Raw genomic sequence first — 998 nt, 5'->3', positions numbered from 1 at the left:
ACTGCCCGCTCAGTCCATTGTTAAACAGGTCGATGTGCACCACCCGGCCGTTGGCGTCGGTCTCAATGCCGTGCCAGCTGTCAGAGGGATCCCCGCTGCCCCATCCACTGTTGTTGCGCCAGCTGTCGCCCCCCGTCGCTTTATACAAATCCATCAACGCCGCGCGATCACTCGCAACGCTATCAAAAAATGAATCCTTTAATGCAGAGGACGATCCCAGAACCAAAAATAGAAGCAAAAGTAGGATGACTCTGAAACCTGAAATTTTACCACACACTCTAAAAGTAGATATCCGATTATTATTTTTTATCCAATGGATTTATAAATGTCTAAATAAATTTGGCTAAATCATACTGGTTAAAAAAAATTAACAATCTGGGAAAAATATTTTTAAAAATAGAAAAGCCGGAATGGTATAGCCAACCATCCCGGCTCTTCCTTCTTCATAATGTTTAGCAAATAATAAGACTATCTGCTATCTCAACTCCATCTGCATATGATGGTCGTTATGCCTAACCTAATAGGCTAATTTGAGCTTTCCATTACCCTGCATCGCCTCGGCCCCGCTTGAACAGGGGTCACTGATCTTATTGTCCTGGAACCAAGCGTAGTTTAGAGTAGAGTTATCGAGCTTCGACCAAAAGCTACAGGGTATGCTACCTGTAAGGGCGTTGCCATTCATCTTGATCGTCTTCAGCTGAGAATAGTCGGGCCAACCGGTATCAGGAAACTCCCCGCTAAAGTCATTCCCATTTATTCGGATAATCCGAATATGATCCGGCAAATCGGGAATCGTACCAATATCTCCCGTCAGGTTATTATACCCCACATCTAAGGAGTAGAGGCTTTGCAGGTTATTGAAGTCCGGCAGCGTTCCGGTCAGCTCGTTCCCGGCCAGAATCAGGATATTCAGATCCCGGAAGTTCCCATTGTTAACATATTGTGGAAACTCCCCGGTAAGGCCATGCCCGCGCAGAGAAATACGCCTCAGTTGCGTA

Annotated in this window: 1 pseudogene; it reads right to left on the bottom strand. The window is 45.7% G+C overall.

Going from position 1 to position 998, the window contains the following annotated elements:
- Nucleotides 1–517: 517 nt before the first annotated feature.
- Nucleotides 518–998, bottom strand: a pseudogene (locus tag J6I44_RS20510) (hypothetical protein); the annotation flags it as partial.

The sequence above is a fragment of the Fodinibius salsisoli genome (assembly GCF_026229185.1).
In the GTDB taxonomy this organism is placed as follows: Bacteria; Bacteroidota; Rhodothermia; order Balneolales; family Balneolaceae; genus Fodinibius; species Fodinibius salsisoli.
This window is presented reverse-complemented; position numbering and strand designations above follow the sequence as displayed.